Origin of the sequence: Shewanella sp. SP1S1-7, assembly GCF_031932105.1 — a bacterium.
GTDB lineage: Bacteria > Pseudomonadota > Gammaproteobacteria > Enterobacterales > Shewanellaceae > Shewanella > Shewanella baltica.
This window is the reverse complement of record NZ_JAUOEU010000033.1, coordinates 1-14577: the sequence shown is the minus strand read 5'-3', so window position 1 is coordinate 14577 and position 14577 is coordinate 1. Positions and strand designations below refer to the sequence as shown.

Annotated in this window: 14 protein-coding genes; 12 read left to right on the top strand and 2 right to left on the bottom strand. The window is 41.8% G+C overall.

Features of this window, described 5'->3' with window-relative positions:
• Positions 1-12: 12 nt before the first annotated feature.
• From ileS to Q4Q49_RS19155, 10 genes are all read left to right on the top strand, one after another.
• Complete coding sequence (gene ileS, locus Q4Q49_RS19200) at positions 13-2835, top strand: isoleucine--tRNA ligase (RefSeq protein WP_312000172.1); 2823 nt, start codon at positions 13-15, stop codon at positions 2833-2835.
• Positions 2836-2844: 9 nt separating this feature from the next.
• Positions 2845-3360 (top strand): signal peptidase II, encoded by a 516-nt coding sequence (gene lspA, locus Q4Q49_RS19195; protein WP_006080637.1) that lies wholly within the window; start codon positions 2845-2847, stop codon positions 3358-3360.
• On the top strand, positions 3357-3779 hold the full coding sequence (gene fkpB, locus Q4Q49_RS19190; RefSeq protein WP_006080638.1) for an FKBP-type peptidyl-prolyl cis-trans isomerase: 423 nt from the start codon (positions 3357-3359) through the stop codon (positions 3777-3779). The genes lspA and fkpB overlap by 4 nt, the downstream gene beginning before the upstream one ends.
• Positions 3780-3807: 28 nt before the next feature.
• Positions 3808-4737, top strand: coding sequence for a 4-hydroxy-3-methylbut-2-enyl diphosphate reductase (gene ispH, locus Q4Q49_RS19185; RefSeq protein ID WP_170927454.1), 930 nt, complete (start codon positions 3808-3810; stop codon positions 4735-4737).
• A gap of 185 nt (positions 4738-4922) precedes the next feature.
• Positions 4923-5528 carry a type IV pilus modification protein PilV gene (pilV, locus tag Q4Q49_RS19180; RefSeq protein ID WP_199908792.1) on the top strand — a complete coding sequence of 202 codons (606 nt, stop codon included), beginning with the start codon at positions 4923-4925 and terminating at the stop codon, positions 5526-5528.
• 23 nt (positions 5529-5551) lie between these two features.
• The gene (locus Q4Q49_RS19175; RefSeq protein WP_106651781.1) at positions 5552-6535 is read left to right on the top strand and encodes a PilW family protein; all 984 of its coding nucleotides are present in this window, start codon (positions 5552-5554) and stop codon (positions 6533-6535) included.
• Positions 6536-6547: 12 nt separating this feature from the next.
• Positions 6548-6979 carry a PilX N-terminal domain-containing pilus assembly protein gene (locus Q4Q49_RS19170; protein WP_107946753.1) on the top strand — a complete coding sequence of 144 codons (432 nt, stop codon included), beginning with the start codon at positions 6548-6550 and terminating at the stop codon, positions 6977-6979.
• Between the two features lie 2 nt (positions 6980-6981).
• Positions 6982-10491: a PilC/PilY family type IV pilus protein gene (locus tag Q4Q49_RS19165; RefSeq protein ID WP_312000171.1), complete on the top strand. Its 3510-nt coding sequence runs from the start codon at positions 6982-6984 to the stop codon at positions 10489-10491.
• Between the two features lie 7 nt (positions 10492-10498).
• Positions 10499-10891, top strand: coding sequence for a type IV pilin protein (locus Q4Q49_RS19160; protein WP_107950146.1), 393 nt, complete (start codon positions 10499-10501; stop codon positions 10889-10891).
• Positions 10888-11187 (top strand): TapY2 family type IVa secretion system protein, encoded by a 300-nt coding sequence (locus Q4Q49_RS19155; RefSeq protein WP_107946755.1) that lies wholly within the window; start codon positions 10888-10890, stop codon positions 11185-11187. Before Q4Q49_RS19160 ends, Q4Q49_RS19155 begins: the two co-directional genes overlap by 4 nt.
• 4 nt (positions 11188-11191) lie before the next feature.
• Here the strand turns inward: Q4Q49_RS19155 and Q4Q49_RS19150 are convergent, their stop codons facing one another.
• Positions 11192-11719 carry a GspH/FimT family pseudopilin gene (locus Q4Q49_RS19150; RefSeq protein ID WP_107946756.1) on the bottom strand — a complete coding sequence of 176 codons (528 nt, stop codon included), beginning with the start codon at positions 11717-11719 and terminating at the stop codon, positions 11192-11194.
• A gap of 180 nt (positions 11720-11899) precedes the next feature.
• Positions 11900-12412, bottom strand: coding sequence for a GspH/FimT family pseudopilin (locus Q4Q49_RS19145; protein WP_312000170.1), 513 nt, complete (start codon positions 12410-12412; stop codon positions 11900-11902).
• Positions 12413-12654: 242 nt separating this feature from the next.
• Between Q4Q49_RS19145 and glnB the strand changes: the two genes are divergently transcribed.
• Both glnB and Q4Q49_RS19135 read left to right on the top strand, forming a co-directional pair.
• On the top strand, positions 12655-12993 hold the full coding sequence (glnB, locus tag Q4Q49_RS19140; protein ID WP_006080649.1) for a nitrogen regulatory protein P-II: 339 nt from the start codon (positions 12655-12657) through the stop codon (positions 12991-12993).
• Between the two features lie 259 nt (positions 12994-13252).
• A complete protein-coding gene (locus Q4Q49_RS19135; protein WP_006080650.1) occupies positions 13253-14542 on the top strand; it encodes an NAD(P)/FAD-dependent oxidoreductase in 1290 nt (429 codons plus the stop codon).
• Positions 14543-14577: the final 35 nt, after the last annotated feature.

Below are 14577 nucleotides of genomic sequence, written 5' to 3'. Positions count from 1 at the left end.
GGTATAGGATCAATGAGCGACTATAAATTTACTTTGAATTTGCCGGAAACAGAGTTTCCGATGCGTGGTAATTTGGCAAATCGCGAGCCAGAGATGTTAGAGCGCTGGACAAAAGACGGTTTGTATCAGCAGATCCGTGATAGCCGAATTGGCCGTACTCCCTTCATTTTGCATGACGGCCCACCGTATGCAAATGGCAGTATTCATATTGGTCACTCAGTGAATAAAATCCTCAAGGACATTATTGTTAAGTCAAAAACCCTATCTGGTTTTGACGCACCGTATGTGCCAGGTTGGGATTGCCACGGTTTACCTATTGAGCTTAAAGTTGAGCAAAAAGTGGGTAAGCCTGGTCAAAAAATTTCTGCGGCAGAATTCCGCGAAGAATGCCGTAAATACGCCGCCGAGCAAGTTAACGGCCAACGTGAAGACTTTATCCGTTTAGGTGTATTAGGCGACTGGCACAATCCGTACCTGACGATGGATTTTTCAACCGAGGCTAATATCGTACGTTCTTTATCGAAAGTGATTGAAAGTGGTCATTTACATAAAGGCGTAAAGCCAGTGCATTGGTGTACTGACTGCGGTTCTGCCCTAGCTGAAGCTGAAGTGGAATACGAAGACAAAACCTCACCTGCTATCGATGTGGCGTTTGTGGCGGCGGATAGCAATGCCGTTGCGGCTAAATTTGGGGTAAGCGATTACTCACATCCTGTTTCTATGGTGATTTGGACTACCACACCATGGACGCTACCAGCGAATCGAGCCTTGTCTTTAAGCCCTGAGCTGGATTACAGCTTAGTTGAATTCGAAAAAGACGGTGTGACGCAAGCGCTTATTTTAGCTGAAGTATTAGTTGAATCTTGCCTGACTCGCTATAACGTAGAAAGTCATACTGTGCTTGGTTCTACCAAAGGCGCAGCGCTTGAGCTTGTCCGCTTTAATCACCCGTTTTTAGATTTTGATGTTCCGGCAATTTTAGGCGATCACGTCACGACTGATGCAGGTACCGGTATCGTTCATACTGCCCCAGGTCACGGTCAAGACGACTTTGTGGTTGGTCAAAAATACGGTTTAGAAGTGGCAAATCCTGTTGGCGACAACGGTGTGTACAAGCCTGATACTGAGTATTTTGCTGGCCAACATGTCTTTAAAGCCAACGATAACGTGGTTGCTTTACTGAGAGAAAAGAGCGCCTTGTTGAATCACGTGGCTTACCGCCATAGCTACCCACATTGCTGGCGTCACAAAACACCGATCATCTTCCGTGCAACGCCGCAGTGGTTTATCTCTATGGATAACCATGGTCTGCGTACGCAAGCATTGAAAGAAATCGAACAGACTCAATGGATCCCTGATTGGGGTCAAAGTCGTATCGAAAAAATGGTTGAAAACCGCCCTGACTGGTGTATTTCACGCCAACGTACTTGGGGTGTGCCTATCACGCTGTTTATGAATCGTGAAACTGAAGAGCTGCACCCAGATAGCGTGTCGCTAATGGAACGCGTGGCGAATCGTATCGAACAGCAAGGTATTCAAGCTTGGTGGGATCTCGATGCCGCCGAATTGTTGGGTGATGAAGCTGAGCAATATCGTAAAGTCACTGATACTCTGGACGTTTGGTATGACTCAGGTTCAACCTTCTCGTCAGTGGTAGCGGCGCGTCCTGAATTCCACGGACACGGAGTTGACTTGTATCTTGAAGGTAGCGATCAACATCGCGGTTGGTTTATGTCATCTTTGATGATTTCAACCGCAATGAATGGCAAAGCACCGTATAAGCAAGTACTTACCCACGGTTTTACCGTCGATGGTAAAGGCCGTAAGATGTCAAAATCTATTGGTAACGTGATTGCACCACAAACGGTAACCAACAAATTAGGCGCCGACATTCTGCGTTTATGGGTTGCGGCAACAGATTACAGCGGTGAGATGACGGTTTCAGACGAAATCTTAAATCGCAGTGCCGATGCCTATCGTCGTATTCGCAACACTGCGCGTTTCTTATTAGCCAACTTAAACGGTTTCGAGCCCGCTAAGGATTTAGTGGCCGTTGAAGATATGGTGGCGTTAGATCGTTGGGTTGTTCGCCGCGCTGCTGCATTGCAACAGGAAATCATCGAAGCCTATGATCAATATAACTTCCATATAGTGACTCAAAAACTGATGCAGTTCTGCTCGGTTGAGTTAGGCAGTTTCTATCTGGACATCATTAAAGATCGCCAATATACGGCTAAGCAAGAAGGCCATGCACGCCGTAGTTGTCAATCGGCGCTGTATCTGATCTCTGAGGCCATGGTGCGTTGGATTGCGCCAATTCTAAGCTTCACTGCTGACGAAGTATGGCAATTACTGCCTGGCGAGCGTGATGCTTATGTCTTTACCCAAGAATGGTATCAAGGCTTGAAATCAGTCACCTTAGCGACTGATTTGAGCGATGACTATTGGCAGCAGTTGCTAACCGTGCGTAATGAAGTCAACAAAGTGATTGAACAAGCTCGCCGCGACAAACGTATCGGTGGCTCATTAGAAGCTGAAGTGACCTTGTTTGCGGATGCTACCTTGACTGAGCAATTAACCCATATCGGCGATGAGCTAAGATTTGTGTTATTGACCTCTGAAGCCAAAGTATTGCCTTTAGCCGATGCTACATTGGAAGCGGTTGAGACTGAGTTGGCATCACTGAAATTAGTGGTTGCTTCAAGCACTGCTGAGAAATGTGAGCGTTGTTGGCACCACAGAGAAGAGGTCGGCACCATTGAGGCCCACCCAACACTCTGTACTCGCTGCGTAACAAACATTGAAGGCGACGGCGAAGTTCGCCTGTTTGCGTAAAGGATCTGTATGCCATTAACTTGGAAAGACAGTGGCTTACGTTGGTATTGGGTAGCTGTATTGGTGTTTTTTGCCGATCAGCTATCTAAACAATGGGTCTTAGCCAATTTTGATTTACATGAATCGCTGAATTTATTGCCTTTCTTTAATTTCACTTATGTACGTAACTACGGGGCCGCCTTTAGTTTTTTAAGTGATGCCGGTGGTTGGCAGCGTTGGTTATTTACGATTGTTGCAGTTGGATTCAGTACTCTACTCACAGTGTGGTTGCGTAAGCAATCCGCTTCGTTGTTGAAACTGAATCTGGCTTACACCTTAGTGATTGGTGGCGCCCTAGGCAATTTGGTCGACAGATTAATGCACGGTTTTGTTGTTGATTTTATCGATTTCTTTTGGGCTAAGAGCCATTATCCAGCTTTCAATATCGCCGATTCGGCGATTTGTATTGGTGCTGTGTTGATCATTTGGGATGCATTTTTAAGCGGTAAATCTGAAACAGATAGCGCCGAAGGGGTTAAGAAGTGACTGTGACGCGATCTTTACTATGCCATATGAATATTGTGCTTTCTGATGGTTCAACCGCAGACAGCACTAAAGCTTCGGGTAAACCAGCTCGATTAAATGTGGGTGACGGTACGTTAAGTCCTGCATTTGAGGCGCAATTGGCAACGCTTGCTGAAGGTGATAAACACAGTTTTACCCTTGAAGCGATTGATGCCTTTGGTGAATCAAATCCTGATGCTATTCACTATCTAGACAGAAGCCGTTTTCCGGCAGACATGAGTTTAGAAGCAGGCGTGATTGTCAGTTTTGCCGGCCCAGGTGGCAGTGAAATCCCGGGTATTGTCCGTGATGTCGCGGGTGATTCCATCACAGTCGATCTGAATCATCCTCTGGCAGGGCACAAGATCACTTTTGAACTGGACGTTGTAAAGGTACTTTAAGATGAAACTCGATCCTACCAGCCCAAGTTTGAATATTATGCTCGCGAACCCGCGTGGTTTTTGTGCGGGTGTTGATCGTGCTATCAGTATTGTTGAACGGGCGTTGGAATTGTTTTCACCGCCTATCTATGTTCGACATGAAGTCGTACATAATCGCTATGTCGTGCAGAATCTGAAGGATCGCGGTGCGGTTTTTGTCGAAGAGTTAGATCAAGTGCCGGATAACAACATTGTTATCTTCAGTGCTCATGGTGTCTCTCAAGCGGTGAGACAAGAAGCTAAGGCGCGCGGCTTGAGAGTTTTCGATGCGACATGTCCCTTAGTGACCAAAGTGCACCTTCAAGTGACGCGTGCAAGCCGTAAAGGTATTGAATGTATCTTGATTGGGCATGAAGGACACCCTGAAGTCGAGGGGACTATGGGTCAATACGATAATCCTAACGGCGGCGTTTATCTGATTGAATCGCCTGCTGATGTGGATGCGCTAGAAGTGCGCGACCCTAACAATCTCTGCTTCGTGACCCAAACAACCTTATCTGTCGATGATACGTTAGACATTATTGCCGCGTTACAAAAAAGGTTTCCTTCAATTGAAGGACCCCGTAAAGACGATATTTGTTATGCAACACAGAATCGTCAAGATGCAGTACGTAATCTATCTGCGGATGTGGATTTGTTGATTGTTGTTGGTTCAAAAAACAGCTCTAACTCTAATCGGTTACGCGAGCTCGCATTGAAGACCGGAACCCAGTCTTATCTGGTGGATACTGCTGACGATGTTGAATCAAGCTGGTTCGATAATGTTTCGCGTGTTGCTGTTACCGCAGGCGCTTCTGCACCTGAGGTCTTAGTTCAACAAGTTGTCCAAGCGATTGCAAAACTCGCCCCTAGCGTGGTAACTGAAGTCGAAGGACGTAAGGAAGACACTGTCTTTGCGGTGCCTGCCGAACTGCGCTAAATCTATGTGATGTTAAGTTATTTATAAAAAAGAGGCGATAAGTCTCTTTTTTATTGCCTCAAATTCATTCAAGGCATAATGATGTCAATGCTTATATGCTATTGTTACTGGCTACTTACATTTTTGTCATCTATTATTAACTGTTAGTGGTTTTTTGTCGTAAGACTAAGATTTTAAAAGGGTAAATGGCTGAAAAGCTTGTCAAAAATATGGCTAAATTCGAACGATTGACACAAAAGGACTTTCAACGGGGTTTCTCATTAATTGAGGTGCTTGTTGCATTGGTGATCTTAGTCATTGGCTTAATCGGTATTTTTAATCTACATATCGTTGCAAAGCGTGGCAGCTTCGAGTCATTTCAGCAAACCCAAGCCTCTTATTATATCGATGATATTATTAATCGAATGAGATTAAATCGAGGGCAGCTAGCGAATTATGTTGGCACCTATAAAGGTAATTTAACTGCTCCGGAGAAGATTTGTGATGTTGGGGTCGGGCATGACGTAAATGACGTATGCTCAGATGTTCAGACTTCAGCTTCTGATTTGTATCAGTGGGAGCAGTTGTTTCTTGGTGCTTCAGAACAAGTTGGTGGTCATAATGTTGGCGGGTTAGATCTACCAACCGCTTGTATCAAGGCATCTTTAGCTGGAGAGGTTACAGTTGTCATGAGTTGGCGAGGTATTCGAGCACTGAGTGACGGTGCAGCCAAAGCCAATTCATTCGTACAATCTTGTGGTACGAGTAGCGATCGTCGACGAGTTTTGACTATTACGACAATAATCCTTTAGGTGGAGTTGATTAAGTGAAGTTAATGCGTAAAGGCTTATCAAATCATGCTGGTTTCTCATTGGTCGAGTTAATGGTAGCCATGATCATTGGGTTATTTTTAACTCTGGGTGTATTTACCATGTTTAGTATGTCCTCCTCTAATGTCACCACTACGAGTCAATTTAATCAGTTGCAAGAAAATGGGCGTATCGCCTTAGCACTTATGGAAAGGGATATTAGCCAGTTAGGTTTCATGGGGGATATTACTGGCACAGAGTTGGTTAGAGGTGTAAATACAACATTGTTGGCTGCCATTATCCCTACTGGAGATGATTGTATTGGTGGTGGGATTAATAATGCATCGTTTCCTAATACAACCTCAAGCCATTTTCGTAAGCTATGGGGTTATGAAGCGGGTGTTGGAACAGAAAGCTTAGCGTGTTTAACTAATGTAGTTAAGAATACTGATGTAATACAAATCAAGCGTTTATCAGGCCCGCCTACGACTAATCCCAATGATGTTAATCGATACTATATTGGTGCAACGGCAAATCAAGCAATCATTTTTAGTGGTTCGCAACCCACACCTACATTGGACAATGGAAGATTTTGGGAATATGTCCATCATGTTTATTACATTCAAAATGATGGTTCGATACCGGTACTTCGTAGACGTTTATTATTAAATGGTGGAATGAATACCTCTGGTAGTTATGAGCAGTTGGTTGAGGGTATTGAAAATATGCGGATATTGTATGGTTTTGATAATGATGGTAATGATACAGCTGATATATTTATGCCAGCACAAAATGTCACTTCACTAATGTGGGATAACGAACAGTTTCAACGTTTAGTCGCTATTCGAATATTTCTTTTAGTACGTTCGACAGATGAAGATTCAAGTTATACCAATGACACTAAATATGTATTAGGTGACAAAAAAATTGCTGCAACTCAAGATCATTTTCGACGAAAAGTAGTCTCGACAACAATAGTTCTCGAGAATCCTGTATTAATTAGACAGTAACTGGGTTAGTGAATGAAAAAGCAGAAAGGGATAGTGTTATTTTTTTCTTTGATCGTACTGATACTCATGACTGTTATCGGGGTTGCTTTGGCTGTGAATTCGACTCAGTCAATGCGAATGTCAGGCGCTGGGTCTGATCGCATTGGAGCGATGGCCTCAGCGATAGGTGCTCAAGATAAAGTAATCGTTTCTCAGCAAGGTAAAATCATGGCAAATATGTCAGCTGTTACTACAGTTAAAGATGCGGCTTTTGGTGTAATTAATACTTTTACCCCGATGGTTTCTGGTGATGTTACTTGTCAACGTAGTTCAAAAGCGAGCTCTTCAAGTTTAATTATGTGTCGTCGTGTTGAAGTGAGTAGTGAAGCAAAGTTTGGCCGAGATGACATGGGGCGGTTGACCGTCGTTGCTGGTATCGAGCAAGAAGTATTAACCGGGAGTTAATTATGTGGGCTAAAAAAATTACCGTCTCTATATTGTTTTGTTTGGTCATTCTTTCTGGGTTGAGCTTTGCGGACGATACCGAATTATATGTTTTCGAATCTACAGCACGTTCAGGTTCTCGTCCGCAAGTGTTAATTATTTTTGATACGTCAGGAAGCATGGGAACTAATGAGTATACAGATACTTTTTATCAAAGGGGCGATGTAATCACTGATAGCACAAAACTCTATTTTAGTCGCAGTAGCTCGGATGTTCCTGAGAGTAGTAGTCAACGTTTTTTCATAAACTCACTAAATGGTTGTGCTACGTCATTAGAATATTTAAAAGATTATGGCATGTTTACAGGCTTTCTACGTGAGTATAGTTTTTCTGGCCAAACGGGGAGTTGGGAGGATTTGCCTGTTGAAGGCACAAATATCCATCTTATCGACTGCTTTGAAGACATAGATTCTAAGAATATTAAAAATGCGAAAGGACAACCAACCGGATTTCCTATCGACGGCGAAGGTACTCAAGCATCTCCGGTGCCTTATGCCGTTCTAAATGCTAGCTCGACCCAAGAGCAAATTAATGTAGCAATAGATAAATCTAAGTTAACGGGTCTAGGTACAGGTCAGCCTGTTACCATTTACACCGAAAAATATATTAATTGGTATCATTCTACTAAAGCAAAAAAATATTACACTCGAATGGCAATCGCGCAACGGGTTGTGGGAGATACCATAGTTACAACTCCTGGAGTTGATTTTGGTATTGCCGTCTTTAACCGAAATAATGATGGTTCAGGTAGTGATTCAAACAATGGAGGTCGCATTATAAATGGAATAAAGCGAACTGATGAAACAACAAAGTCAACTTTACTTGATATCGTTCCGGATTTAGTCGCAGGGGGGAATACTCCATTGTGTGAAACACTCTATGAAGCTTATCGTTATTATTCTGGTGGTAATGTTTTGTATGGTTATGAAAATAGAGACCCCAAATTAAGTCCTAGTCGTGATACTTCTATTGAGAAAGATGGGAAATATAAATCACCACTATCATTGCAGAAGTGCCAGAACAAAGCTTATGTAGTATATATGACGGATGGCGAACCTACATCTGATACTGCAGCAGATGGTTATGTAAAAAACTTGCCCGGTATTAGCAGTTCTAATCGATATGAAAATAGTTATTTGGCAGCCCTTGCTGGGTGGATGAATAAAAATGATGTTAATAGTGAGATAGAAGACGTTCAAACAATCAGTACTTATACTATTGGTTTTAGCTCTGGCGCTAATGATGCTGAGCCTTTATTGAAAGAAACTGCCGCTCGAGGCGGTGGACAATACTTCGCTGCAAGAAATGCTATGCAACTACAAGCGGCACTTCAAAAGGTGTTCTCAAATATTCTTGAGGTGAATGCAAGCTTTACTTCACCATCGATCGCCAGTAATAACTTTGATCGTACTCAAACTTTCGATGCAGTTTATTACGCAATGTTTTTACCAAATAAGGGGCCTCGTTGGCAGGGGAATCTTAAAAAATTTACCGTCACAGGAAATGGTGACATAGTTGATAAAAATGGCGATAAGGCTATTGGTCTAGATGGAAACATTAAGTCTTCTGCTTGTTCAATTTGGACCGATGATGCAATTTGTGCGTCAACTAGTGCGGGGGGGGATGGTAATGATGTTGGCTTAGGTGGCGCTGCACAGGTGTTAAGAAGTACCAGTAGTCGTAAACTTTATGGTAATTTTGGTTCTGGTTTAACGGATTTTACGAAAACTAATGCTGAAAATAAAGCTGGTGGTGAAACCGCTCTGGCTAATTATATTGGCGTTGAGAAGGCGCAACTGACTAAGCTATTTGATTGGGCTAAAGGGGCAGATGTAGATGATGATGATGGTGATAACAGTGTAACAGACAAACGTAAGGATATTTTAGGTGATCCGTTACATTCTAAACCACTCGCTATTAATTTTGGTACTAAGACATCTCCTGATATCCGTATTTTAATGGGGACCAATCATGGTTTCTTACATATGTTTAAAGATGAGGGAACTGCTGTTAATGAAAGTTGGGCTTTTATGCCTTATGAGCTCTTACCAAATTTAAGAGAATTAAGAGCCAACGTTCCAACCGGCGTGCATTCTGTATACGGGTTAGACAGTCCACCCGTTGCTTATGTTAAGACCGGTTCTACATCGATTGAAAAGGCATGGGTATTTGTCGGTATGAGACGGGGCGGTAAGTCATACTATGCTCTGGATATTACGGCTCCTGACTCGCCTAAGTTTATGTGGAAGATAGATGCTGCGTCCTTAGGTATATCTGAAATGGGGCAAAGCTGGTCGGAACCGGTAATCACAACGATTCCAGGCTGGCCATCAGGAAATACTAGCCCTTCAAGTGCTAAGCCTGTATTGATATTTGGTGCTGGTTATACCCCAACAACAAAAGATGGTAGTGGAGTGGGTGAGACTGATACTGAAGGGCGTGGAGTGTTTATCGTTGATGCTGAAACTGGAACCTTAGTTCATTTCTTCGGACCAAGCTCTGGAGGGAATAGTACACTTATGCCAGGCATTACAGACAGTATTCCTAATTCAGTTGCTGTGTTAGATTCTAATGGAGACAGGCTAACGGATAGGATTTATGCTACGGATACTGGTGCTAATATTTGGCGAATTGACTTACCGAGTGCAAATCCAAAAGACTCTGTAAGGCCTTGGACAGCCTTTAAATTCGCCGACTTAGGTGGAACTACCGTCGCAACAGATAGACGTTTTTTTGCTGAGCCTGTAGTAGCCCAAACATCATTTAGTAATTTAACTGAGGTTTCAGTTACCGAAAATGGCCAAACAAAAGTAACTAAAACTTATCAGAGTATTCCATATGATGCTGTTGTTATTGGTAGTGGACATAGACCTATACCAACAGATAAGTGGCGCTCAGATATGTTTTTTACATTGCAAGATCGCAATGTAGTAACCAAATCATTTAATGGGACAAAGGGTAACGAAATTCCAAATGCTTTGGTCTTAAATGATTTATATAATGTATCTTCACCACTTCCTGAAACTGAAGTTGACAACATTGCTTTTGGTAAGAAACGTGGTTGGTATTATAAATTTGGAAGTATTGGTGAGAAGAGTTTAGCTGGTGCGACAATTATTCAAGGAAGGGTATTTTTTACTTCATATGTGCCTGGTGATAACTCAGCAGAGAATCAATGTTTAGTCTCTGGATTAGGGCGACTTTATGGCTTTGACCTGCATAAAGGGACTCGCGCCTACAAATCAATCAATAATAAAGATTATCTTGAAATGGGGGAGCGAGTTCCGGATACTCCACAACTTGTTATTCCACCTAATGGAGCAAGTGAAAGCTATATGTATCTTATTGGAATTGGTGCAGCTGGTGACAAAATGGAAAAGATCGATGGCGATGACGGTTGTAAAGATGGAGATGAAAAATGTGTTGGTGGCGGCTTAGGAGTTAATAGAATTTATTATCACATTGATGAGTAACTTAAGTATGAAGCAAAGTGAAGGTTTTACGTTAATTGAGCTAATGATTGTAGTGGTTATCATAGGTATCTTAGCATCTATTGCCTATCCATCTTATACTGCGTATCTTGCTAAAGGAGCTCGCGGAGATGGAATCGCTGCAGTTATGCGTATTGTTAATCTTCAAGAGCAGTTTTATCTCGATAATCGTGAATATACTGCTGATATGGTTAAGTTGGGTTTAAAAGTGGACCCTTTTGTGGTTGAAAATCAACTTTATAAAGTGGATTCATCCGTAAGCTCTGGAGCGTTTACCGTAACTGCAACCGCTCAAGGTATTCAAGCATCTCGAGACGCGCCATGCGTGACAATATCCATGAATTCAATTGGTGAAAAAACACCTAAGGAATGTTGGAAATGAAGAATTTAACGAGTGTTGTCGTTGTTGGATTGAGTTTTGTTACTGCTCATGCAATTGCAGGTTCTTTAGATGAAACCTATAAATGTTATATTGATACCTCTAGAGGAGAGCAGATTGCTTATTTTAGTTGGCTAAAGGAGGAAGCGGACCTTAGAGCTGCAAGCCTTATATCTACAGAGGTAGGTATTCTCGATAATCAATCAGTCTATGTTAGAAATGTAATTGAGTGCATCCCTGACAATCGAGATTTTAAATCACTAATCGCAAGAGGACTTGATAGAAAGCACTTAAAATAAATCGTTAATTGCAGTTGGCTGTCGTTGCTAAGGATTGTACTCGACCAGATGAACTTATTTGTATACCTTTTGACTGAGTACTTGTTTTACTACCTGGGCAGTAAATTATTTTTCCTGTACCTAATGAACCAACGATTAGGCCTTCAGCATTAAAACTAATTGAGGATTTATCATATTCAACATAATCTTTATCATTAAAACCATCAACTACTTTGATGACTTTATCGGTTCTACCATTTGTTGAATCAAGAGTGCCAAGAGTACCATTGTCAATGAAGACCTTAAATCCTTTGCTCCAATCATTGCCACAGCTAGAACCTGATAGAGGGCATATACTAACTGTATTGCCATAGCTTACTGCTTGATTGCGAGCAAATGATATTGACTCTTGTATACTTTCAATTTCAGTATTTGCTCGGATACCTTCGTAGAGTGATATCATTGATGGTACACCAATAGTCAGTAATATTGCTGCAACTGCGATAGTGACCATCAATTCCACTAATGTAAAGCCCAGCTTTTTTTTACACATATCATCATCCTCGCTTATTCTTTGTAAAGTATAAGCGAGAACGTTGCTAGTTTCAGCATAAATAGATAAGTCATTTTACAATCAATCTTTTGACTTTTATGACTATAACTTTTAGAAAGATATGTTGTTTGCGATATTTTTAAAAGGTTAGTCTAATTTAATCATTTTCCTGTTATTCGATTATGAGCAATTTATATTACTGTTTTTTGATAGACGTACACGTCCAGCTTGATTAACAATAACAGCTCTAGAATAAGGGCTTGTGGCTGATGAGGGACAATATTTGAGTGTTCCATTTGTACCAGATGCCAGCCCGTCAGGTTGAAACCGGATTGCCGTACGATTGTATTTAACTATGTCTTTTGAATCAAAAGCATTTGTTATATAAAGTTTTTTATCGCTGTCATCTAGTTGGTTATTATTGTTAGTATCAATAAAAACAGTTAGCCCAGCTTGCCAGTTTTGCTCACATTTCTGGTCGATAACAGCACACGCTGTCACTGTTCTGTTAAGGGTAATCGCTTGGTTACGTGCAAATTGTAGCGTTTGTTGGATAATTCGTATGCTGCTATCTGCTCTATATTGGGTATAAACATCAGTTAAGGATGGTACTCCTCCAGTAAGCAAGATGGTTAAGACGGCAAGTGAAATGATAAGTTCTATTAGGCTAAAGCCTTTTTGATGAGTGTTCATAACAAATCCCTGTTATTTTGCGCTTGCATCCCGCGAGCGAGTTAGTTTTGGCTAGAATGTAAGTATAAAGTCTGGCGCTATACTCATAGTGCTTTTTTTAGACTTTTATGTGCTAAAAGCGATTTTGTAGAAACTGTGTTTTATGAGTAAAGCACTACATTCACTTCAATATTGACCTAACCCCGTGTAAGCTAGTGTTATTCTGTTTGTTTATGTTATTGCAAGGGATGAGGAATTTTTTAATGAAAAAAGTTGAAGCCATTATTAAGCCATTTAAATTAGACGACGTAAGAGAATCCCTTGCTGAGATTGGCATTACAGGTATGACGGTTTCTGAGGTCAAGGGTTTTGGTCGCCAGAAAGGGCATACAGAGCTGTATCGTGGTGCTGAATACATGGTGGATTTTCTGCCAAAAGTGAAAATAGAGTTAGTGATCCAGGATGATCTGCTCGACCAAGCTATTGATGTGATAGTTGATACCGCGCGCACAGGAAAGATAGGCGACGGTAAAATTTTTGTTACTGATGTCGAGCGAGTGATTCGTATCCGTACCGGTGAGGAAAATGAAGAAGCGGTATAGTGATTCAAATGAATTTTATTTAACTAAAAGGGCCTATTTGGCCCTTTTAGTTTTTAACGCTAAATTTATTTTTGTAACCTGATTTTATTGGACGAATAAACTGCTTAATTTGTTTTTATTGGAGTTTAAAATTGCAGTTTGCTAAGTCTGTATTGCGATACGCTAGATGCTGTAGCCGCTAAAGTAGTTTTCTCTTAATGAAATCGTGGTATAAGGTACAACGCGTGGTTCTGTATATTTATCAGTGAGTGAGGATGTTATGACCGGTAAAAGAATTGTTATTGTCGGTGGCGGTGCGGGAGGGTTAGCCTTAGCATCAAAACTTGGGCGAAAACTGGGTCATAAGCAAGGGTTCGACATTTGTTTAGTCGACAGAAGTCCTATTCACATCTGGAAACCCAAATTACATGAAGTTGCTGTTGGTGTCATTGATCAATCTCTCGATGGTTTACTTTACCGCGATCACGGCCTAAAGAATGGTTATCGCTATGTCCGCGGTGAGATTGAAGGCTGCGATCCATCGGGCAAAACGATCCAATTGGCACCTGTTTACAGTGACGATGGTGAATTATTACTTGCTGATCGTGCTCTGTCTTATGATTATCTTGTGCTGGCATTAGGCAGTGTATCGAATACCTTTAATACCAAGGGCGCCGAAGAAAACTGCATATTTCTTGATAGTTTAGAAAATGCTGAACGATTTCATCATAAGTTACTTGATGCCTTGCTGCAGTTAAATGAATCTCAAGGTAAATTGAGCATTGGTATTGTGGGCGCGGGTGCGACGGGGGTTGAACTTGCCGCCGAGCTGCATCATGTTATCGAGTCAGTAAAAGAATACGGTTATCTAAACATTTCTAAGCATCATCTCGATGTGCATCTTATTGAAGCCTCTCCAAAAATTTTACCCCAGTTACCTGAGAAGGTGAGTGCACGTGCGCAGTCCGTATTGGATAAAATAGGGATTAAACTGCATTTAGGTGTACAGGTAAAAGAAGTCACGGCGCAAGGTTTTGTCACGCCCGATGGCGATGTTATCGAAGCCAGTTTAAAGGTGTGGGCTGCCGGCGTTAAAGGGCCTGCGGTATGCGCAAAATTTACCTCATTGCCGATCACGCCACGTAATCAAATTGATGTCGATGCGTGTATGAGAGTTAAAGGGCAAGAAGACATTTATGCGATTGGTGATTGCGCGGCGCTCATTTTAGAGAATGGTAAAGCTGTGCCGCCACGGGCTCAATCAGCCGATCAAATGGCTGATAGATTGTATAAGAACATTGTTAATCGTTTGCAAGACAAAGCTGAGTTGCCGTTTGTGTATAAAGATTACGGCTCGTTAGTATCGTTAAGCCGTTTTTCTGCGGTGGGCAATTTGATGGGTAATTTGCGCTCTGGTGACTTTTTTATCGAAGGGCATGTAGCACGCTTGATGTACGTGTCCTTGTATCAACGACATTTAGGCAGTTTATATGGTTGGTTTTCGGCATTAATCTATCGACTCGCACAAAAGCTACTGCGCTGGCACAGGCCTAAATTAAAACTGCATTAAGCTACTGGCTTTGTAGAACAAAAAACGCACTCAAT

What these genes read in the sequence shown, in the direction of transcription:
- Q4Q49_RS19165 (WP_312000171.1), top strand. Translation starts at nt 6,982, where the DNA reads ATGTGGGCTAAAAAAATTACCGTCTCTATATTGTTTTGTTTGGTCATT.
- Q4Q49_RS19170 (WP_107946753.1), top strand. Translation starts at nt 6,548, where the DNA reads ATGAAAAAGCAGAAAGGGATAGTGTTATTTTTTTCTTTGATCGTACTG.
- pilV (WP_199908792.1), top strand. Translation starts at nt 4,923, where the DNA reads ATGGCTGAAAAGCTTGTCAAAAATATGGCTAAATTCGAACGATTGACA.
- lspA (WP_006080637.1), top strand. Translation starts at nt 2,845, where the DNA reads ATGCCATTAACTTGGAAAGACAGTGGCTTACGTTGGTATTGGGTAGCT.
- Q4Q49_RS19175 (WP_106651781.1), top strand. Translation starts at nt 5,552, where the DNA reads ATGCGTAAAGGCTTATCAAATCATGCTGGTTTCTCATTGGTCGAGTTA.
- Q4Q49_RS19145 (WP_312000170.1), bottom strand. Translation starts at nt 12,412, where the DNA reads ATGAACACTCATCAAAAAGGCTTTAGCCTAATAGAACTTATCATTTCA.
- Q4Q49_RS19150 (WP_107946756.1), bottom strand. Translation starts at nt 11,719, where the DNA reads ATGTGTAAAAAAAAGCTGGGCTTTACATTAGTGGAATTGATGGTCACT.
- ileS (WP_312000172.1), top strand. Translation starts at nt 13, where the DNA reads ATGAGCGACTATAAATTTACTTTGAATTTGCCGGAAACAGAGTTTCCG.
- glnB (WP_006080649.1), top strand. Translation starts at nt 12,655, where the DNA reads ATGAAAAAAGTTGAAGCCATTATTAAGCCATTTAAATTAGACGACGTA.
- Q4Q49_RS19160 (WP_107950146.1), top strand. Translation starts at nt 10,499, where the DNA reads ATGAAGCAAAGTGAAGGTTTTACGTTAATTGAGCTAATGATTGTAGTG.
- Q4Q49_RS19135 (WP_006080650.1), top strand. Translation starts at nt 13,253, where the DNA reads ATGACCGGTAAAAGAATTGTTATTGTCGGTGGCGGTGCGGGAGGGTTA.
- Q4Q49_RS19155 (WP_107946755.1), top strand. Translation starts at nt 10,888, where the DNA reads ATGAAGAATTTAACGAGTGTTGTCGTTGTTGGATTGAGTTTTGTTACT.